Here is an 18,741-nt window from a genome sequence, read left to right on the forward strand (position 1 = left end):
GGGGCGGGCGCCCCCGCCCAGAGCGCGCTGCCCCGCCGCATCATTCCCTGCCTTGACGTCACCGCCGGCCGGGTCGTCAAGGGTGTCAACTTCGTCAACCTCGCCGATGCCGGCGATCCCGTCGAGATCGCCCGCCGCTACAACGAGCAGGGCGCCGACGAGCTCACCTTCCTGGACATCACCGCCACCAGCGATGGCCGCGACCTGATCCTGCCCATCATCGAGCAGGTCGCCTCGCAGGTCTTCATCCCCCTGACGGTGGGCGGCGGCGTGCGCCAGGTGTCGGACATCCAGCGCCTGCTCAACGCCGGCGCCGACAAGATCAGCATCAACAGCGCCGCCGTGGCCAATCCGGAACTGGTGCGCGCGGCCTCTGACTACCACGGCTCGCAATGCGTGGTGGTGGCGATCGACGCGCGCCGGGTCTCGGCCGCGGGCGAACCGCCGCGCTGGGAAGTCTTCACCCATGGCGGCCGCAAGGCCACCGGACTGGACGCCGTGGCCTGGGCCCGCCGCATGGCCGCCTACGGCGCCGGCGAGATCCTGCTGACCAGCATGGACCGCGACGGCACCAAGTCGGGCTTCGACCTGGAACTGACCCGCGCCGTGTCCGACGCGGTGCCGGTGCCCGTCATCGCCTCGGGCGGCGTCGGCTCGCTGCAGCATCTGGCCGACGGCGTCACCACGGGCCGCGCCAGCGCGGTGCTGGCCGCCAGTATTTTCCACTTCGGCCAGCACACGGTCGGCGAGTGCAAGCGTTTCATGGCCGAGCAGGGCATTGCAGTGAGGATGTGAAGATGAGCAACGAACCCAGCTGGATGGCCGACGTCGTCTTCGACGAAAACGGCCTGATCCCCGCCATCGCGCAGGACGCCGACAACGGCCAGATCATGATGGTGGCCTGGATGAACCGCGAATCGCTGGCCGAGACCGCCGCCACCGGCCGCGCGGTGTACTGGTCGCGTTCGCGCCAGCGCCTGTGGCGCAAGGGCGAGGAATCCGGCCACGTGCAGCAGGTGCACGAGCTGCGCCTGGACTGCGACGGCGACGTGGTGCTGCTCAAGGTGCACCAGGAAGGCGGCATCGCCTGCCACACCGGCCGCGCCAGCTGCTTCTACCGCCGCCTGGAAGGCCAGACCGACCAGGCCACCTGGGTCACGGTCGACCCGGTGCTGAAAGACCCCGAGCTGATCTACAAATGACCGATTCGCCCCTGACCGCCCACGACATCCTGGCCCGCATCGCCGACACCCTGGAAACCCGCCGCCCCGAAAATGGCGGCGACCCCAAGGCCTCGTACGCGGCCAAGCTGCTGTCCAAAGGCCCCGACGCCTTCCTCAAGAAGATCGGCGAGGAAGCCACCGAACTGGTCATGGCCGCCAAGGATGGCGTGCCCGAGCGCATCGTCAGCGAAACCGCCGACCTGTGGTTTCATTGCCTGGTCGCGCTGACGCACTTCAACCTGCGGCCCGACGACGTGCTGGCCGAACTGGCCCGCCGCGAAGGGCTGTCGGGCCTGGCCGAGAAGGCCAGCCGTCCCCAGGACTGACACGGAACCGCAAAAATGAGCGCCAACTGTATCTTCTGCAAGATCGCCGCCGGCGAGATCCCGTCCAAGAAGGTCTACGAGGACGAGGACTTTGTTGCATTCCACGATATCAACCCGGCCGCGCCGGTGCATTTATTGCTGATCCCTCGACGTCATGTCACATCCATGCAGGATATTACGGCCGAGGACGCAGGTTGGTTGGGTAGAATGATGGCATTGGCGCCGCGGCTTGCCGCTGAAAACGGTTGCACCCCGGGCCCTGATGGCGGGTTTCGCATCATGATCAATTCTGGCGTCGAAGGCGGCCAGGAAGTCCCGCATCTGCATTTCCACATCATCGGCGGTCAGCGACCCTGGAAAGGGCGCATGGCCCCCACTGCGTAATACGGAGAACCATCATGGGTAGCTTTAGCATTTGGCATTGGCTGGTCGTTCTGGTCATTGTGGCGCTGATTTTCGGCACCAAGAAACTGCGCAACATCGGTTCCGACCTGGGCGGCGCCGTCAAGGGCTTCAAGGAAGGCATGAAGGACGCCAACGGCGAGAAGCCGGCCGAGCCCATCGCCCAGCAGCGCGTCGCCGGCGACACCATCGACGTGCAGGCCAAGGAAAAGTCCAACACCTGAGCGCCTGCTCCCCCGGGCCCGGCCTGAACCGGCCGGCCCTAATTGCCTCAATTCCCGAGCGGCCGTCGAATGTTTGATGTCAGCCTCACTGAACTGATGGTGATCGGCGTCGTCGCGCTGATCGTCATCGGCCCCGAACGCCTGCCCAAGGTCGCCCGTACGGTCGGCCACCTGCTGGGCCGCGCGCAGCGTTACGTCAATGACGTGAAATCCGATATCCAGCGCGAGATCGAGCTGGACGAACTGCGCAAATTCAAGAGCGAAATGGAGACCGCGGCACAGGATGTGCACCAGTCCCTGAACGATACCCACAACGCCTTGCAGGAGCCGGTGCAGCAATTCCGCGCCGAGCTCGACGAAGTCGCCCGCGAAGCCAGCGGCAAGCCCGCGCTGACGGCCGGCGCCGAATCCGCCGCCCCCGCCGACCCGCACGCCACGCCCGCCAATACCGCAGGCACCGGCGCCACGCCGGCCTCGTCGGCCGAGCCGCTGATGACGCCGCACGCGGCCCAGCCGGCCGAGCCGCCGCGCATCATCGCGCCGCCCAACCCGAACCTGAGCCTGGACCTGGATCCGCCCGCCGCCGCGCCGGCCGCCCAGCCCGCTCCCGCCCCGCAACCCGCGCCGACCCCGGCGCCCGCGGCCAACGCGCCCGCCGCCAGCGACAACCCGCCGGCCCCCAAGCCCGCCACGCCCCCCGGAACCGCAACGTGACCCAGGACGCCTCCCAAGAAGACGGCCAGCAGGAAAGCTTCATCTCCCACCTGGTCGAACTGCGCACCCGCCTGCTGCGCGCCGTCGGCGCGGTGGTGGTGGTGTTCGTCATCCTGTTCATCTACCCCGGCGCCTCCGCCATCTACGACGTGCTGGCCCAGCCCATGCTGGCCTCGCTGCCGCAGGGCACGCGCATGATCGCCACCGGCGTCATCACGCCCTTCATGGTGCCGGTCAAGGTCACCATGATGGCCGCCTTCATCGTGGCGCTGCCGGTGGTGCTGTACCAGGCCTGGGCCTTCGTCGCGCCCGGCCTGTACAAGCACGAGAAGCGCCTGGCGCTGCCGCTCATCATCTCCAGCACGCTGCTGTTCATCGCGGGCATGGCGTTCTGCTATTTCGTGGTGTTCCGCACGGTCTTCCACTTCATCGCCACCTTCGCGCCGCAATCGATCACGCCGGCGCCGGACATCGAGGCCTACCTGAGCTTCGTCATGACCATGTTCATGGCGTTCGGCATCACCTTCGAGGTGCCGGTGGCCGTGGTGCTGCTGGTGCGCATGGGCGTGGTGGAGCTGTCCAAGCTCAAGAGCGCGCGCGGCTACGTGGTGGTCGGCGCCTTCATCATCGCCGCGGTGGTGACGCCGCCGGACGTGGTCAGCCAGTTCATGCTGGCGGTGCCGCTGTGCCTGCTGTACGAGCTGGGACTGATCTGCGCGCGCATGGTCACGCCCAAGGCCGGGGCCGACGAGGCCGCCAACGACGGCTCGCTGACCGAACGCAACTGAGCGCCGCGCGTTCAAGCGAAGCGGGGGCCGATGGCCCCCGTTTTTTTTGCACAAACGGACGGTTTCCGCTTGTCCCGCGCGGGCTGCAAACTTACATTGCGGCCATGTCGCTCGCCCTACGCCTGCGCACCCTGATGCGGTGGCGCGGCATCAAAAGCCAGAACCAGCTCGCCCGCATCTCCGGCGTGCCGCAGTCCTGCATCCACCGCATCCTCACCCGCGAGGGAGGCTATGCGCCCACCCGCGCCACGCTGCTGCGGCTGGCGCAGGCGCTGGACACGCAGGTGCCCTGGCTGGCCGACGGCATGGTCGTGCAGACCGCCGCCGCGCCCCCGGTCCAGGAAGACACTCAATCCGACGCCTACAGCGCGGAAATCTGCGCGCTGCTGAAGCACCAGCCCGAGGCCATGCGCAAGCGCGTGCTGCAAGTGGTGCGCCTGGTGCTCGATGCCCCTTGCCGTCCGCGCCGCGCTGGCGCATCGCGGCAGTCTCAGGCCCGCCCATAGCGGCATCGACGGCCCGCCCGCCACTTCCGACTCTCGTCCGCGACGGTCGCCTGGCTGTCTCGTCCGCGGTCATCGCCTGGCTGGCGTGTCCCCAGCGACCGCCACGTTATCGCGGCAGCCCCGGGCGCGTGCCCACCATCACCGTCAGCTCGGCCACCTTGCCGCCGCGCAACACGCCCAGCGTCGCGCGCTGTCCCGGCGTCAGTTGCGCGATCTCGGCCAGCAGCCCCGACGTGTCCATCATCGGCTTGCCGTTCACCGTCTGCACGATGTCGCCCACGCGCAGGCCGCCCTTGGCGGCCGGGCCGTCGCGCAGCACGCCGGCGATGATCACGCCGCGGGCATCGCGCTCCAGCTGGAACGCGCGCGCCAGTTCGGCCGTCAGGTCCTGCGGCTCCACGCCCAGCCAGCCGCGCTTGACGCCGCCGGTCTTGACGATCTCGTCCATGACCTTGCGGGCGATGTCGATCGGCGTGGCGAAACCGATGCCCATCGACCCGCCCGACTCGGAATAGATCGCGGTGTTGATGCCCACCAGGTTGCCCTGCGCATCCACCAGCGCGCCGCCCGAGTTGCCCGGATTGATGGCGGCATCGGTCTGGATGAAGTTCTCGTAGGTATTCAGGCCCAGCCCGTTGCGGCCCAGCGCCGACACGATCCCCTGCGTGGTGGTCTGCCCCACGCCGAACGGATTGCCGATCGCCAGCACCACGTCGCCCACCCGCAGGCCGCGGTCCGGCGCCAGCGTGGCCGCCGGCAGGTTGCGCAGGCTGGCCAGCTTCAGCACCGCCAGATCGGTGTCCGGATCGGCGCCCACCACCTTGGCCGTGTCCTTGCGCCCGTCCGCCAGCGCCACCTCGATGGCGTCGGCCGCCTGCACCACGTGATAATTGGTCAGCACATAGCCATCGTGATTGACCACCACGCCCGAGCCCAGGCTGGTGCTGGCCTGGCGCCGGCTCACGCCCGGCACCTGGCCGAACAGCTGGCGCAGGATCGGATCGTCCGGCAGCGGCACCAGCGGCACGTCCACGTGCTTGGTGGTGTAGACATTGACCACCGACGGCGCGGCGCGCGCCACGCCATCGGCATAGGACACCGTCCCCGCCACCGGCCGCGCGGCCACGGCAACCGGTGGCAGCGTCGCCGCAGGCGCGGCGTCCGGCCCGACCAGCCGCAGCAGATCCGGCCGCAAGGTGGTGACGACGAATAGAATACCCAGGCAGACCGTGACGGCCTGAGCGAAGATCAGCCAATATCGGCGCATGTTTCTGATAGGACTAGCAATGAGTAAAGTGGACTCCCACGTCCTGGCCGCCTGGCTGGACGACACCCTGCAAGCCGCCCGTTTCAAGGACTACTGCCCCAACGGGCTGCAGGTGGAAGGCCGATCCGAAGTCGGACACATTATCACCGGTGTCACCGCCAGCGAAGCCCTGTTGCGCATCGCCGTCGAACGCGGCGCCGACGCGGTGCTGGTCCACCACGGCTGGATGTGGCGCAACGAGGACCGCCGCGTCATCGGCACCCGCCGCACCCGCATGGCGCTGGCCCTGAAGAACGACCTCAATCTCTACGCCTACCACCTGCCTCTGGACGCCCATCCCACCCTGGGCAACAACGCCCAGCTGGCCCGCGTCCTCGGCCTGGAACCCGAGCGCCGCGACGATGGCACGCCGCGCACCTGTGGCCCCGACAATCTGGTCTGGCTGGGCACCGCCCCCGACCTGGCCACCGTCGGCCAGCTCGCCGCCCGCATCCAGCAACGCCTGGGCCGCCAGCCCCTGGTCGTCGGCAACCCCGACCAGCCCGTCGCCCGCATCGCCTGGTGCACCGGCGGCGCCCAAGGCATGCTCGCCGACGCCATCGACGCCGGCGCCACCGCCTACATCACCGGCGAAGCCTCCGAATCCACCTTCCACCTCGCCCAGGAAACCGGCGTCGCCTTCCTCGGCGCCGGCCACCACGCCACCGAACGCTACGGCATCCAGGCGCTAGGCCAGGCCGTGGCCGAACGCTTCGGCATCAAGGTGGAATTCGTAGACCTGGACAACCCGGTGTAACCGGCCCCCTCCGCCCCGCAAGCGCGCAGCGCACACCCTCCCACGCCCCCAGAAGCACGTATGCCAAAGCCGGCTGCCCGCGCAGCCGGCTTTGGCGGGCACCACAACCCTCTCCCATGCCCCTTCGGTCCAGCAGCGCATGAAACCTCGAAACCGGTAGCCCGGCGCGGGTGGCGCACAGGCGGGCGCGCCGTCAGATGCGCCCGACGGAAACCGAAGGAGTCGCCGCAGGCGAGGACGAGGTTGAGGACGGGGCAGTCCGGAGCGAACGCTCCGGACCGCAATCGCAGGCGCGCCCGCCTGTGCGCCACCCTCGCCGGGCGGCCTACGAAGCCCGCAACGTCCGCAAACAAACAACCGCTGAACCAATAAAAAAGCGCCCCGCAGGGCGCTCTTCCATTCACCTCAAGGCTGCTTCTTCAACAAATCCCGAATCTCGCGCAACAACGCCACATCCTCGGGCGTGGCAGCAGGCGCGGCGGGCGCCGGCGCTTCCTCGGCCTTGGTCCGCGCCTTGTAGATGGCCTTCACCATCCAGAAGATCACAAACGCCAGCAACACGAAGTTGATGATGATCGTGACGAAATTCCCCCACGCGAAAACGTTCGCCCCCGCCTTGGTCAGATCGGCATACGTCATCGGCCCGTTGTAACCGGCCGGCATCGACAGCACCAGGAACTTGTTCGAAAAATCGACGGAACCGCCAAGCACGAAGTTCACCAGCGGCATGACGATATCCTTGACCAGTGAGTCGACGATTCTGCCGAAAGCCGCCCCAATGATCACACCAACCGCCAAATCAACCGCATTGCCTTTGACAGCGAAATCTCGGAATTCTTTGACGAAACCAGTCGCTTTGCTCATAAAAGCACTCCCTTCGTGATACGCCCACCAGTAGGCTGGCGCTATAATACGCGGTTGCTATGTTGTTACATATTCCCGCGAAGCCGATGCCGCAGAAGTGATGCTACTCGTAGAGCGGGCGCATCAACAAGGATAGGAAGATGAGTCAGGATACGCTGGTGCATGATGATGACGGTGCGGTTGATCCAAATCTGCCGCCCGATCCTTCGCGACGTTTCTGGGTAACCACCGCCTGTGCTGTGGGTGGCGTAGCAGGTGTCGCAACGGCAATACCGCTTGTGAGCACGTTTTCCCCTTCTGAAAAAGCCCGCGCCGCCGGCGCCCCCGTCGAAGTCGACGTGGGCGACATTCCCGTCGGCACCATGAAAACCGTGGAATGGCGTGGCAAGCCGGTCTGGATCATCCACCGGTCTCCTGAACAGATCGCCGGCCTCAAGACCCAGGACGCGCTCCTGGCGGATCCCAACTCCAAACGGCCCGGCTTCACTCCCAAATACGCAGAAAACGAAGGTCGGTCGCGCAAGCCCGAACTGTTCGTCTGTGTTGGCATCTGTACCCATCTGGGCTGCTCGCCCACCTCGCACTTCGAAACAGGCGGCGGTGGCGGCATGGGCGCTTCCTGGCAAGGCGGATTCCTCTGTCCGTGCCACGGCTCCACGTTCGACCTGGCAGGCCGGGTCTACAAGAACAAGCCCGCTCCCGATAATCTCGAAGTTCCGCCGTACCAGTATCTCACCGACTCCCGCATCATCGTGGGCGTCGATGAAGACAACAAGGCCTGACGCACGCGTCGCGCTTTTTTCCCGAATTACGTAAGTAAAACAAATACGCCACGTATTAGAGAAGGAGCCGTTACATGGCTGGCGAGAAAACCGTCGAGACGACAGGCCTGTTGGGCTGGCTGGATCGGCGCTTCCCGGTGACCTCCACCTGGAAAGCGCATCTGTCCGAATACTACGCACCGAAAAACTTCAACTTCTGGTATTTCTTCGGCTCGCTGGCACTCCTGGTGCTGGTGCTGCAGATCGTGACCGGCATTTTCCTGGTCATGCACTACAAGCCGGACGCCGAGCGCGCGTTCCAATCCGTCGAATACATCATGCGCGAAGTCCCGTGGGGCTGGCTGGTGCGCTACATGCACTCGACCGGCGCCTCGATGTTCTTCGTCGTCGTCTACCTGCACATGCTGCGCGGCCTGCTCTATGGCTCGTACCGCAAGCCGCGTGAACTGGTCTGGATCTTCGGCGTCGCGATCTTCCTCTGTCTGATGGCCGAAGCATTCTTCGGCTACCTCCTGCCGTGGGGCCAGATGTCCTACTGGGGCGCACAGGTGATCGTGAACCTGTTCGCGGCCATCCCGTTCATCGGCCCCGAGCTGTCGATCTGGATCCGCGGCGACTACGTCGTGTCCGACGCCACGCTGAACCGCTTCTTCGCCTTCCACGTCATCGCCATTCCGCTGGTGCTGGTGGGCCTGGTGGCGGCCCACCTGGTGGCGCTGCACGAAGTCGGCTCGAACAACCCGGACGGCATCGAGATCAAGGAAGGCCCCAAGGACAAGTACGGTCGCCCGAAAGATGGCATTCCGTTCCATCCGTTCTACACGGTGCACGACCTGGTCGGCGTCGCGGGCTTCCTGCTGGTGTTCGCCTTCATCGTGTTCTTCGCGCCGGAAATGGGCGGGTACTTCCTGGAGTTCAACAACTTCATCCCGGCCGACTCGCTCAAGACGCCGCCGCACATCGCCCCGGTCTGGTACTTCACGCCGTTCTACTCGATGCTGCGCGCCACCACCGACGAGTTCACGTGGGTGCTGGCCGGCGCCTCGGTGCTGGGCGCCATCGCGCTGCTCCTCAAGAGCAACCTGAAGGGCTTCATGCGCATCGCCGTCCCCGGCATCCTGATCGTCGTGGCCGTGCTGCTGCGCGTGATCGACGCCAAGTTCTGGGGCGTGGTCGCCATGGGCGGCACCGTGGTCATCCTGTTCTTCCTGCCGTGGCTGGACCATTCGCCGGTCAAGTCGATCCGATACCGCCCCACCTGGCACAAGTGGATCTACGGCATCTTCATGGTCAACTTCCTGGTGCTCGGCTACATCGGTACGCAGCCGCCCAGTCCGCCGTTGAACATCACGTCGCAGATCGGCACGCTGCTGTACCTGGCATTCTTCTTCCTGATGCCGGTCTGGAGCCGCCTGGGTACTTTCAAGAAAGTGCCCGACCGCGTGACGTTCCACGCCCACTGAGCCCACGAAAATAACGGACTGACCATGATCAAGAAGCTGATTGGTGCCGTGGCGTTGATGCTGCTCACGTGTACCGCCACGTTCGCCGCCGAGGGCGGCTATCCGCTGGACAAGGCGCCTTACCGCGTCAACGACATGGCGTCGCTGCAAAACGGCGCCAAGCTGTTCGTCAACTACTGTCTGAACTGTCACAGCGCATCGTCGATGCGCTACAACAAGCTCAAGGACATTGGCCTGACCGACCAGCAAATCAAGGAAAGCCTGCTGTTCACCGGCGAAAAGGTCGGCGACATGATGACTGTCGCCATGACCGCCAAGGACGCCAAGAAGTGGTTTGGCACGACGCCCCCGGACCTGTCCGTGATCGCCCGCGCCAAATCCGTCAACGCCGGCCCCTCGGGTTCCGACTACATCTACACCTATCTGCGTACGTTCTACCGCGACACCTCGCGCGCCACGGGCTGGAACAACCTGGTCTTCCCGGCCGTGGGCATGCCGCACGCGCTGTGGGAACGCCAGGGTCCGCGCGAGCTGACCACGGTGGCGATGCACGAGGTCGAAGGCAAGGAAGGCGCGCCGAAGTCGTGGGAACGGGTCACGACGGTGTACGATGCGCAAGGTTTTTCCACGGTCAAGGCCGAGCCGGTAGCCAGCTACCACGGCCATGCCACCTTCGAGGCCAAATTCAAGGCCGCCAACCCGGCCCAAATCGCAACATACGACAACGACGTCGCCGACCTGACCGCGTTCATGTCCTGGATGGCCGAACCCGTCCAGACCTTCCGCGTCCAGCTGGGCGTCGGTGTCATGTTGTTCCTGCTCTTGTTCTTCCTGGTGATGTGGCGCCTGAACGCCTCTTACTGGAAACACGTGCGCTAACCGCAACGCCCCGCCAGGCGTATCCGCCCCCATTTTCGCCAGGGTGGATAATGGCGGGTTAGGGCTGTACGCCTACCCCCCGCCTGGCAATCGGGGCCAGCGCCTGCTAGATTAGGGCGCTGGCCTTTCGTTTTTCATAAAGGATTTATCGCCATGATGGTGCTCTATTCCGGAACCACGTGTCCGTTTTCGCAACGCTGCCGCTTCGTGTTGTTTGAAAAGGGCATGGATTTCGAGATCCGCGACATCGACCTGTACAACAAGCCCGAAGACATCTCGGTGATGAACCCGTACGGTCAAGTGCCCATTCTGGTCGAACGCGACCTGGTCCTGTACGAGTCGAACATCATCAACGAGTACATCGACGAGCGCTTCCCGCACCCGCAGCTCATGCCGGCCGATCCGGTCATGCGCGCCCGCACCCGCCTGTTCCTGTACAACTTCGAGAAAGAGCTGTTCGTCCACGTCTCGACACTGGAAGACCGCAGCGCCAAGCCCGACGAGAAGAAGCTGGCCAACGCCCGCCAGAACATTCGCGACCGCCTGGCCCAGTTGGCCCCGATGCTGCTCAAGAACAAGTACATGCTGGGCGAGGAATTCTCCATGCTCGACGTGGCCGTGGCCCCGCTGCTGTGGCGCCTGGACCACTACGGCATCGAACTGCCCAAGAACGCGGCTCCGCTGCAAAAGTACGCCGAACGCATCTTCTCGCGCCCGGCCTACATCGAAGCGCTGACGCCTTCGGAAAAAGTGATGCGTCGCTAAGGTTGCCGCGTGATGGGTGAAACTTCGACCAAACCGTATCTGATCCGCGCGCTGCACGAATGGTGCACCGATAACGGCTACACGCCGTACATCACCGTGCAGGTCGACGAGCACACCATGGTGCCCGTCGCCCACGTGCGCGACGGCCAGATCACCCTGAACGTGGGCACGCTGGCCACCAACCGGCTGGTGCTGGGCAACGAATTCATCGAATTCCAGGCCCGCTTCAGCGGCGTGACCGAAAACGTCTACGTCCCGGTGGGCGCCGTCAGCGCCATCTATGCGCGCGAGACCGGCGCCGGCATGGGCTTCGAAGTGCAGCCCTACGAGCCGCCGGCCCCGGGCGCGCAGAACACGTCCGAACCCGCCGCGTCGGAAACCGAGGCGGACGCCGCCTCCGGCGATGACGGCGGCGACGACGAGCCCAAGCGTCCGCGCCTGACCATCGTCAAGTAATCCGGCAGGTCCCCCGCGCCGCCCCGGCCCCAGGCCCGGGCGGCGCGGTCACGTCTGGCCGCCGCCGGCATGATTCGCCATTGCATGGCGATTTTTTGAAACCCAGGATAAGAGTGCGTATCATTTGCATATCTGGGCAAAATCCCGTCTCATACGCCTGAACCGCGCTCGCGTGGCCCGCCGCGTCCGTTGCGGCGCACGCCGTCCCCGGCCTTCCAGGAGTGATGCCCCGCCCATGCCGTACCTGATCGGAATGACGCCCGCCGGCGGCGTATCGACCCAGTTCATGCCGCAGATTGACCGCCAGCTGGTCGCCAAGCTGTGCCTGTTCGATACCCTGTCGGACGACGATCTTGCCCGCATCCCGCGCCAGATCCGTCTGACCTTGCGCAGCACCGGCCGCGTCCCCGCGATCGTGGGATGAGACGGCGGGCCGTTCCTGGTCAATGCACGCGTGCGCGAACTCATGGAAACGCTCGAGCCCGACACGCACCGCTTCCTGCCGGTCGAGGCCGAGACCATGATCGTCGGCCGCAAGAGCCGCCCGTTCCGCACCTACCACCTGCTGCTGTGCCCGCCGCGCGTGGACGCCGTCATCATCGAGAAGACCGAGTTCTCCAAGGGCATGGGCCGGGCCGGCTACGAAGCCGGCGGCTGTTTCTCGTTCCTGAAGGGCACGCCGCTGGTGCTGGACCGCGGCGCCATCCAGGACCGCTGCTTCTGGCGCCTGCCGCGCCAATTCGGCGTCAGGCCAGCCTATCCGCACAGCGGCATCAGCGGCTATTTCTGCTCGGATGAATTCTGGCGCGCCCTGCGCGCGGAGCGCCTGGGCGGCTGGGAAGCCAAGCGGCGTTGCGCGACGGGCGCACGCCCGGAATGACGCGCATGCACGCCGGAAAGAATCTCCTTTTTTCATTACAATGCAGTCCCTGCGCGCGCCCCGGGCGCGCCACGCCGGTGTAGCTCAGTTGGTAGAGCAGCTCACTTGTAATGAGAAGGTCGAGGGTTCGATTCCTTTCACCGGCACCAATCCAGCACATGAACGACCCGCACCCGCCCAGCGCCGTGCGGGTTTTTTATTGCCGGGCGCCATCCAAACCGATCTGCGTCAACGAATCTGACCGATTAACGCGTCTGCAGGCCCTGATTCCTGGCGCCAGCCGTGCAATGCGCCGCTACCATCGTTTCTCCCCCGCACCAGGATGACTCCGGCCCCATGCATGCGACTTATCTCCCGGGCGCACAGCGCAAACGCTTCTGGCAAAAGAAATGGCCCAGGGAAGTCCTCTTCAGCGGACCGCCGATCCTCGTGGCCGGCTCGGCCGCGGCAAAAAACTGGCGGGACCCGGTATCCGATCCATGGACCATCGGGCTCGCGATCACGGTTTGCCTCTGGCTCGCCCTGGCGGCCGGGGTGCGCGTCGCCGGCGCGCGGGCCGAGGATCGCAAAGGCGGACCGGACGTCGTCCACGAAGGACTGTATGCGGCGGTCTGCACTATGCACACCATGCTTTCCGAATGGTGCAACAAGCGCCAATGCGGCGCCGACATCCGTGCCACCTTCCACCGCGTGGTGCCACCGATTCACGAACCGCGCGAAATCGAACAGATCATCGACTACGCCGGCGCCAATGGCGAGGGCGCCGGCAGAACCTTCCCGATCCATACCGGCATCACGGGCAGGGCCATCCGCAGCAGGACGCCCCTGGTGATGTCCAGCCCGCATGCAACGGAACAGCAACTTCGCACTGAACTGATCCGCGAATGGGGCTATACCGAAGCGGAGGTGCGCAGGCTTGGCCCCGGGCGCTACTCGGCCATGGCGGTGCCCGTCCTGGACCGTTCTGGACAGCACCCTATCGGCGTGATTTACTTGGATTCAAGTGACCGCGCGCTCTTTGAACGCGACGATGTGGTGGAAATCGTTGGCGTTGGCACCAAGGCCATCAGCGACTTTGTCACGAAGAGGTACTGACATGCATGCCATCCCCAGGAAACCGGCCGAGACTTTCGTCAAAGCGTCCAAGCTCATATCCAGGCCAGGCGCGGCCATCACCGTCCGCGAATTGACCCTGACGGATTCTGGCGTGCGCGCCATCACCAGCGGTAGCGAGGGTATCAGGCAAGGAGCCCGCGAACAGGCCGGCCCTCCATCACCGTTGAAACGCCTGGTGCCTGCATGAACCAACAAAAAAGGAGGTCTGTCGACCTCCTTTTTTGTTGTGGATTTCCTGCGCTCAGCCCAACGCGGGCAACATGTTGAACAACAGCACCATCACCAGGCCGACCACCGACACGATGGACTGCACCACCGAGATCGTCTTGGTGGCCTCGCCCATGGTCATGCCGAAGGATTCCTTCACCATCCAGAAACCGGCGTGATTGGCGTAGTTGAAGAACAGCGAACCGCAGCCGATCGACAGCGCCAGCAGCGGCAGATTCAACGAGGGATCGGCGCCGGCCAGCGGCGCCAGCAGGCCGGCGGCGCCGACGATGCCGACCGTGGCCGAGCCGGTGGACACCGACAGCAGCATGGCGATCAGCCAGCCCAGCACCAGCGGCGGGAACGCGAACTGGTGGGTCAGGTGGACGATGGCGTCGCCGACCTTGGCGCTGGTCAACACCTGCTGGAAGGCACCGCCGCCGGCGATGATCAGCATGATGCCGGCGATGGGCTTGAGACTCTTGCCGAGCGCGTCGCGCAGTTTCTCGGCGTCGCCGCCACGCGCCAGCACCAGCGCCACGGCGGCGAACAGCACGCCCAGCAGCATGGCCACCAGTGGGTTGCCCAGGAAGGCCGCCACGTGCATCAGGGGCGAGGTCTTGGGCAGCAGCATCTCGGCCACCGCGTGCAGCAGCATCAGCAGCGCGGGCAGCAGGGCCGCCAGCACGCCCAGGCCGACGCCGGGCACCGAATGGCCGGCATCGGCCGCGCGGACGGCGGTGAATTGCTCGAGCAGGGCTTCGTCCGGGCGGGTCGTCATGCGCGGGGCGATGAAGGCGCCGTACAGCGGACCGCCCAGGATCATGGCGGGCAGGGCCGCAAGAAAGCCGTAGATCATGGTCGGACCGACCGTGGTCTTCAGACTCGCGATCGCCGTCAGCGGGCCAGGATGCGGCGGCACCATGCCGTGCATGGCGGCCAGGGCCGAGATCACCGGCACGCCCACGTACACGTAGGCCGAGCCCTTGAAGCGTTCCTGGCCTTCCAGCTTGCGGGCCACGCTGAAGATCAGCGGCAGCATCACCACCAGGCCCACTTCGAAGAACATCGGGATGCCGATGATGAAGGCCACCAGCGTCATGGTCCAGGGGATCATGCGCGCGGAGGTGCGGTTCAGGATGGCATTGGCCAGCCGCTCGGTGGTGCCCGAGTCCGCCAGGATCTTGCCGAGCATGGCGCCCAGCGCGATCACCACGCCGACCGCGCCAAGGGTCTTGCCGGCGCCGTCGGTCAGGTTCTTGACGATGGCGGTCGGCTCCATGCCGGTGGCGAAACCGACGCCGATGGACACGATCAGCAGCGCCAGCAGCGGATGCATGCGGATGCGCGAAACGATGAGTGCGACCAGCACCAGGACACTGACCAGGGCGGTGAGCAACAATTGGATGTCGAACGAAGACATGTGTGAAACCCAGAAAAAACGTGAGAGGTCGCGAACCTTCTGGTTGCCATGATAAGGGATCGCCCTGACGCCCAACCGTCATGAATCCGCCGGTCGTCCGGGTCGTTTTGCATTCCCCGCAAAATTTGTGCATAATTCGCCCCCTCTACCTGTTCCCCGATAGCTCAGTCGGTAGAGCGACGGACTGTTAATCCGCAGGTCGCTGGTTCGAGCCCAGCTCGGGGAGCCAAAGAATGCAGTACTGAAGGGCCCGCAACGTGTTGCGGGCCTTTTGCATGGGCGGACGCCGCAACAAGACCGCCAGATTCGGACGAATTCGCCCCTCGATCGGGCGATGCGCGTGTAGCGCGGCGCGTCGTTTGAGACGAAAAAGCGCGTCCTTTGAGACTGCCAACCCGCCTGGTTAGCCCTGAAGGGGCTAGAACGGCCCCAGGCACTCGTTTACTGACGGGTTAGGGGGCAGCCAGACCATCGCCTACTAGGCTCCCGGAAGGTCTGGCGGCCAGACGGGTTAGGGAAGCGCGGGGCGAGGGGCTTGCGGTTGGGCCATAACCAAGACGCCGTCCAGGGAGACCCCTGCAATTTCCCCTCCGGTATCCCCCCAGCGTTCAAATTCTCCCGGGGCCAGCTCCACAACGTCGGCCGGCATCATGCCGCCATGCCACTCCAGGGTATAAAAGCCGGCTTGGGACGGGCTGTAGAATCGTTGTACAGACATCGCGCTCTCCTAAGCGGCCTAGCGGCCGTATGCTTCATATCGGACGACGACGCCCCAAGGGGTGGCCGAAGAAGAATTGCCTCGAACAACCGTAAACCCCGTTTTGGTCAGGCTGTCAGGCTTCACAGATGCGCTAACCTGGGTCGGCGCGCTTGTTTCTACCGTCAGCTGTAAAGAAAGACAGTTGGCCAGGAATGCGTTGGCGAACGTGACACTGGCATCCAAAAACGAATTTGCGGGGACCACTACCAACGGCACGATCCCCCAGTTACGGATCATCCCGCCGGGCATGACATCGTAGCCGTTGAACGTAGCCGAATAGTTCCCTCCCTGAAACGCCGCGCGCAGAGAGGCAGGGCTAACGGTGACATCGTCTCGCAGAAACGCTTGCGCCTCGGCCGATGTCGCGCGCCGTGAGATACCAGAGATAATTGTGGATGCCGTAGGCACGGCAATGCCCGAGCTAACCACCAGAATCCAGGCTCCGTTGCCGTTGTTGGCAGTTCCATCCCACTGCACCCAACAAATACTGCCGGCGGCGATGTCTCCAGCGCGCAACTCACCGTAATCATTGCCCAGCAATGGCCGCGCGGTGAGACCGTCCGGCGCGAACGTGGACGCGCCCGAATTGGCATCCTTGGCCTTGAAGCGCAGTATCTGACCACTGACCAGGGCCGTGATTCGCGGCACGTAGGCGGCGCGGTAGACATTCGCATCACCCGAACCAATCGCATAGTTGGAGTGCGCGCTACGGTCTATCAACCGTTGAATTCCAGCCAAGACTTGCTCATCGTTGTCCGGGTCAATCGGCACTCCGAGAACAGTGGCCACGGCGACGAGTTCGCGTAGCCAAGAGTTCATTAGGACGGATGTCACCATCGCTCCAGGGCGTCCCGTCGTAGGGTCCCCAGGAGTGAACTCTCGGGTGCTGGTTTCAGGATGCCTCATGCTCTGCTTTCCTCATAATCGAACGTAACAAACGTATGTGCGGGCTTTAAGTCTTGGAAGTAGCTTTCGATCACCGCGTCACTGAATGACAGCAACGCTTCATCGACTGAAGACATGTCCACGTAGAACGGGAAGGCACGCACATTCCCCCCTTTGACAGACACCCTCCAGACCCACACCACGTCCGTCTCATAGAGAATGTCCCGGTCCACGTGGCTGTAATCCACAAAGAATGGTTCAAACTCGGTAATCTCGACTTCGTAGCCCAGCCGCCTGGCCAAGCTCTTGAAATAGGGAATGGAAAGCCCGCCCAGCTCTTGCAGCTTAGCCAGGACGGCGTCCAAGCGCTGCTGGCGGTTGGCACCGTCCGCAGGCGTCAAGCCGCATACCCGCTCCCAATCGGGTAGCGTGTCGACCGCTCCGAACGGAGTGACGCTACCCAGCACCCGGGCGGCGCTTTGCTGTACACGGTCCAAGGTGTCGCCCTCGGCCCCCAGCTCGCCGGCCAGCGCTGCACCTTGGAAGTCGTAGCTGCGCGGCGGCAGTAGCCGCGCCAAAAGTTGCCGATGCTTCATTGCATGGGTTCCACGGTGACGCTACCCAGGCGCAGCCATTCGATCACGTCACCATTGACAACCGGGACGACGTTGCTCGCGGGCGATGTGATTGCGCGGTCCACAACGCCGGAAACATTCGACACCAGAGCCTCGGCTTGACTGCGTACCCAAGTCGCACCGGGGGCAATGTTGGCAAACTGCGATACAAATGCACGCTGTATTGCCGCCTTGCCTTGCTCCAAGCTGATGTCACGCAGCGATGCACGCACGACCTGGTCAACGAGTCGCAGGTTCGGGGCAACCACCAGGAAGCTCTTGGCCGTCACGGGCCGCACATCGTCAATGTATGCGCGGACCCGGTTGATGGTGTCTTGTGACGGCAGGCCATCACCCGACACAATCGCAACGTCCACGGTCCCCACGCCGCGACGCAGCGGGTAGACGAACGCATCGGAAACCCCGTCCACTTCCATGGCCCAACGTCGATAGTCGTGACGATTTCCGCCTGCTGGCGGCCGGCGGATGAGGTCAAGCAACCGAGTCAATAGTTCAGTGTCCGTTTCCTGCGCAACGCCGCCACGCATAGATTGGAGCGTGGCGGCGCTATCCAGCCCGGCCGGCGCTACTTGAACGGTGGCCACCGCATTGTCCGCCGCGTTACCTGTCTCGCCCGCCGTCACCGCCTCGGCGGCAAACAGGCCAACGCCGGCTGCGGGCATTGGCTCGCGTGCTGTCACGCGATACAGCATGCCGTCGCCACGCTTGGCTTGCAGGCCCTCGGGAACCATAGTTCCTGCCTGCCCTTTGATGCGCAGGAAACCGCGCGCCGGTACGGCGTGCTTGAGACTAAGGCCCCGCACGGCTGCATGCATGTACAGATACTCCTGATCGGCAGTGTCAGGAAATATCTGGCGAACCATCCATGCTTGATGCTGATACAGCCCCTCGGCGGCGCTGGCCACCGAGGTGGCGCGCACATAGAAATCACTGTCGGGCGTAACGTCCGCGTCGGGACGATAGTTTTTGATGTCGCGCAGCAGGTTGCCGCGAATCTGGGAGAACGCAGGAACGGGGAACGGCATTAGGCGACCTTCACCGGGTGTTTGAAATGCAACTCTTGACCCGTTTCGTCAATCACAGTCACCCGCAGGTCGCACCAACCCACGCGCCGCTGCTCGGCCTCCACCGTGATTTCTTTCGCACGAAGCGCTTTGACCAGAGGGGCCAAAGCCTGCTCGGCGTACTGCTTGGCCAACTTGCGCACGCGGGGAACGTCGCGCTCTCGCTCCAGCTCGTGTAGCCGCGACCCCATCTCGGGATCGGCCCACCAACTGCCTAGCGGCGTCATGAGACGAAGATAGACAGCATTGGCGAGCGTTGTAACGCGCTCGCCGCTGTAGTCTCCGGTGCTGGGGTTGATTCGCGGGTCCATGCGTG

General features: G+C 64.7%; 25 protein-coding genes and 2 tRNA genes. 20 read left to right on the plus strand and 7 right to left on the minus strand.

Annotation, left to right across the window (positions count from 1 at the left end; genetic code table 11):
• The first annotated feature begins 27 nt into the window (after positions 1–27).
• The 8 genes from hisF to AOZ53_RS24545 all read left to right on the plus strand — a co-directional run bounded on the left by hisF (position 28) and on the right by AOZ53_RS24545 (position 4,183).
• Complete coding sequence (hisF, locus tag AOZ53_RS24510; protein ID WP_054489768.1) at positions 28–795, plus strand: imidazole glycerol phosphate synthase subunit HisF; 768 nt, start codon at positions 28–30, stop codon at positions 793–795.
• Between the two features lie 2 nt (positions 796–797).
• Complete coding sequence (gene hisI / locus AOZ53_RS24515) at positions 798–1,202, plus strand: phosphoribosyl-AMP cyclohydrolase (RefSeq protein ID WP_054433728.1); 405 nt, start codon at positions 798–800, stop codon at positions 1,200–1,202.
• Positions 1,199–1,549: a phosphoribosyl-ATP diphosphatase gene (locus AOZ53_RS24520; protein ID WP_054433726.1), complete on the plus strand. Its 351-nt coding sequence runs from the start codon at positions 1,199–1,201 to the stop codon at positions 1,547–1,549. Before hisI ends, AOZ53_RS24520 begins: the two co-directional genes overlap by 4 nt.
• 15 nt (positions 1,550–1,564) lie before the next feature.
• Complete coding sequence (locus AOZ53_RS24525) at positions 1,565–1,933, plus strand: histidine triad nucleotide-binding protein (RefSeq protein ID WP_049070563.1); 369 nt, start codon at positions 1,565–1,567, stop codon at positions 1,931–1,933.
• A gap of 14 nt (positions 1,934–1,947) precedes the next feature.
• Positions 1,948–2,175, plus strand: a complete 228-nt coding sequence (tatA, locus tag AOZ53_RS24530) for a Sec-independent protein translocase subunit TatA (protein ID WP_006392324.1) — start codon at positions 1,948–1,950, stop codon at positions 2,173–2,175.
• Between the two features lie 69 nt (positions 2,176–2,244).
• Positions 2,245–2,889 carry a Sec-independent protein translocase protein TatB gene (gene tatB / locus AOZ53_RS24535; RefSeq protein WP_054433724.1) on the plus strand — a complete coding sequence of 215 codons (645 nt, stop codon included), beginning with the start codon at positions 2,245–2,247 and terminating at the stop codon, positions 2,887–2,889.
• Positions 2,886–3,677: a twin-arginine translocase subunit TatC gene (tatC, locus tag AOZ53_RS24540; RefSeq protein WP_054475227.1), complete on the plus strand. Its 792-nt coding sequence runs from the start codon at positions 2,886–2,888 to the stop codon at positions 3,675–3,677. Before tatB ends, tatC begins: the two co-directional genes overlap by 4 nt.
• A gap of 104 nt (positions 3,678–3,781) precedes the next feature.
• Positions 3,782–4,183: a helix-turn-helix domain-containing protein gene (locus AOZ53_RS24545; RefSeq protein WP_054433722.1), complete on the plus strand. Its 402-nt coding sequence runs from the start codon at positions 3,782–3,784 to the stop codon at positions 4,181–4,183.
• A 106-nt stretch (positions 4,184–4,289) separates the two neighbouring features.
• On the opposite strand, the gene AOZ53_RS24550 is transcribed toward AOZ53_RS24545, so the two are convergent.
• The gene (locus AOZ53_RS24550; protein WP_054489670.1) at positions 4,290–5,450 is read right to left on the minus strand and encodes a trypsin-like peptidase domain-containing protein; all 1,161 of its coding nucleotides are present in this window, start codon (positions 5,448–5,450) and stop codon (positions 4,290–4,292) included.
• Positions 5,451–5,469: 19 nt separating this feature from the next.
• On the opposite strand from AOZ53_RS24550, the gene AOZ53_RS24555 reads away from it, so the two are divergent.
• On the plus strand, positions 5,470–6,246 hold the full coding sequence (locus AOZ53_RS24555) for a Nif3-like dinuclear metal center hexameric protein (RefSeq protein WP_054489672.1): 777 nt from the start codon (positions 5,470–5,472) through the stop codon (positions 6,244–6,246).
• A gap of 405 nt (positions 6,247–6,651) precedes the next feature.
• Here the strand turns inward: AOZ53_RS24555 and mscL are convergent, their stop codons facing one another.
• Positions 6,652–7,110 (minus strand): large conductance mechanosensitive channel protein MscL, encoded by a 459-nt coding sequence (mscL, locus tag AOZ53_RS24560; RefSeq protein WP_054433715.1) that lies wholly within the window; start codon positions 7,108–7,110, stop codon positions 6,652–6,654.
• Between the two features lie 140 nt (positions 7,111–7,250).
• Here mscL and petA point away from each other — a divergent pair, with 140 nt between their 5' ends.
• The 10 genes from petA (at position 7,251) to AOZ53_RS34805 (ending at position 13,638) form a co-directional block, all read left to right on the plus strand.
• A complete protein-coding gene (gene petA / locus AOZ53_RS24565) occupies positions 7,251–7,892 on the plus strand; it encodes a ubiquinol-cytochrome c reductase iron-sulfur subunit (protein ID WP_054433714.1) in 642 nt (213 codons plus the stop codon).
• 74 nt (positions 7,893–7,966) lie between these two features.
• Positions 7,967–9,355: a cytochrome b gene (locus AOZ53_RS24570; RefSeq protein WP_054433713.1), complete on the plus strand. Its 1,389-nt coding sequence runs from the start codon at positions 7,967–7,969 to the stop codon at positions 9,353–9,355.
• 24 nt (positions 9,356–9,379) lie between these two features.
• Positions 9,380–10,234, plus strand: a complete 855-nt coding sequence (locus tag AOZ53_RS24575) for a cytochrome c1 (protein WP_054489674.1) — start codon at positions 9,380–9,382, stop codon at positions 10,232–10,234.
• A gap of 153 nt (positions 10,235–10,387) precedes the next feature.
• Positions 10,388–10,999 (plus strand): glutathione S-transferase N-terminal domain-containing protein, encoded by a 612-nt coding sequence (locus AOZ53_RS24580; RefSeq protein ID WP_006388039.1) that lies wholly within the window; start codon positions 10,388–10,390, stop codon positions 10,997–10,999.
• A 12-nt stretch (positions 11,000–11,011) separates the two neighbouring features.
• Complete coding sequence (locus AOZ53_RS24585; protein WP_054489676.1) at positions 11,012–11,455, plus strand: ClpXP protease specificity-enhancing factor; 444 nt, start codon at positions 11,012–11,014, stop codon at positions 11,453–11,455.
• A 235-nt stretch (positions 11,456–11,690) separates the two neighbouring features.
• Positions 11,691–11,879: a hypothetical protein gene (locus tag AOZ53_RS35110; RefSeq protein WP_231690676.1), complete on the plus strand. Its 189-nt coding sequence runs from the start codon at positions 11,691–11,693 to the stop codon at positions 11,877–11,879.
• A gap of 15 nt (positions 11,880–11,894) precedes the next feature.
• On the plus strand, positions 11,895–12,335 hold the full coding sequence (locus AOZ53_RS35115; RefSeq protein WP_369816851.1) for an imm11 family protein: 441 nt from the start codon (positions 11,895–11,897) through the stop codon (positions 12,333–12,335).
• Between the two features lie 73 nt (positions 12,336–12,408).
• Positions 12,409–12,484: transfer RNA gene (locus AOZ53_RS24595), tRNA-Thr, on the plus strand.
• Between the two features lie 187 nt (positions 12,485–12,671).
• Positions 12,672–13,430, plus strand: a complete 759-nt coding sequence (locus tag AOZ53_RS24600; RefSeq protein WP_231690678.1) for a GAF domain-containing protein — start codon at positions 12,672–12,674, stop codon at positions 13,428–13,430.
• A gap of 1 nt (position 13,431) precedes the next feature.
• Positions 13,432–13,638, plus strand: a complete 207-nt coding sequence (locus AOZ53_RS34805) for a sulfatase (protein WP_082380397.1) — start codon at positions 13,432–13,434, stop codon at positions 13,636–13,638.
• 54 nt (positions 13,639–13,692) lie between these two features.
• Here the strand turns inward: AOZ53_RS34805 and AOZ53_RS24605 are convergent, their stop codons facing one another.
• Positions 13,693–15,081 carry a GntP family permease gene (locus AOZ53_RS24605; RefSeq protein WP_054433707.1) on the minus strand — a complete coding sequence of 463 codons (1,389 nt, stop codon included), beginning with the start codon at positions 15,079–15,081 and terminating at the stop codon, positions 13,693–13,695.
• A 153-nt stretch (positions 15,082–15,234) separates the two neighbouring features.
• Between AOZ53_RS24605 and AOZ53_RS24610 the strand changes: the two genes are divergently transcribed.
• A tRNA-Asn gene (locus AOZ53_RS24610) sits at positions 15,235–15,310 on the plus strand.
• Between the two features lie 507 nt (positions 15,311–15,817).
• Here AOZ53_RS24610 and AOZ53_RS34410 read toward each other — a convergent pair.
• The 4 genes from AOZ53_RS34410 to AOZ53_RS24630 form a co-directional block, all read right to left on the minus strand.
• Entirely contained in the window at positions 15,818–16,660 is an 843-nt protein-coding gene (locus AOZ53_RS34410; protein ID WP_156333504.1) for a gp53-like domain-containing protein, read from the minus strand.
• Positions 16,661–16,743: 83 nt separating this feature from the next.
• On the minus strand, positions 16,744–17,322 hold the full coding sequence (locus AOZ53_RS24620; protein WP_054489683.1) for a YmfQ family protein: 579 nt from the start codon (positions 17,320–17,322) through the stop codon (positions 16,744–16,746).
• Positions 17,319–18,386: a baseplate J/gp47 family protein gene (locus tag AOZ53_RS24625; RefSeq protein ID WP_054489685.1), complete on the minus strand. Its 1,068-nt coding sequence runs from the start codon at positions 18,384–18,386 to the stop codon at positions 17,319–17,321. The genes AOZ53_RS24620 and AOZ53_RS24625 overlap by 4 nt, the downstream gene beginning before the upstream one ends.
• A complete protein-coding gene (locus AOZ53_RS24630) occupies positions 18,386–18,736 on the minus strand; it encodes a phage GP46 family protein (RefSeq protein ID WP_054489687.1) in 351 nt (116 codons plus the stop codon). The genes AOZ53_RS24625 and AOZ53_RS24630 overlap by 1 nt, the downstream gene beginning before the upstream one ends.
• Between the last annotated feature and the right edge of the window lie 5 nt (positions 18,737–18,741).

Source organism: Achromobacter sp. 2789STDY5608621, from assembly GCF_001299375.1.
In the GTDB taxonomy this organism is placed as follows: domain Bacteria; phylum Pseudomonadota; class Gammaproteobacteria; order Burkholderiales; family Burkholderiaceae_B; genus Achromobacter; species Achromobacter insuavis.